The organism is Rhizobium ecuadorense, assembly GCF_001187535.1.
Classification (GTDB): domain Bacteria; phylum Pseudomonadota; class Alphaproteobacteria; order Rhizobiales; family Rhizobiaceae; genus Rhizobium; species Rhizobium ecuadorense.
In genome coordinates this window covers 1-233 of sequence record NZ_LFIO01001519.1, presented here as the reverse complement: position 1 = coordinate 233, position 233 = coordinate 1, and the positions used below count along the sequence as shown (strand labels likewise).

Annotated in this window: 1 protein-coding gene; it reads right to left on the bottom strand. The window is 61.4% G+C overall.

All coding sequences use genetic code 11. The annotated features are described in order from the left end of the window. On the bottom strand, positions 1-207 hold a 207-nt coding region (locus AF337_RS31530; RefSeq protein WP_244471352.1), incomplete at its 3' end, for a hypothetical protein. Positions 208-233: the final 26 nt, after the last annotated feature.

The window sequence follows — 233 nt, the reverse complement described above, 5'->3', positions numbered from 1 at the left end:
CTCCTCGGCATGCTTCTTGCTGATCTTCACCTCGGGCGGCTTGCGATAGGCGTGGTGTGCCTCGTCGTTGATGACGATGATGTCCTTGTGCGCCGCCAGCTTGCCCAGCACGCGCCGTGTGAAGGCTTCGTCGGATTCGCGCCCCTTCTTCACCACCGAGCGGTCCGCTTCCTTCAGCGGCATTAGCGTGTGCCAGTTCTCGATCATCACCTCCGCCTGGTTCAGTTTCTGGC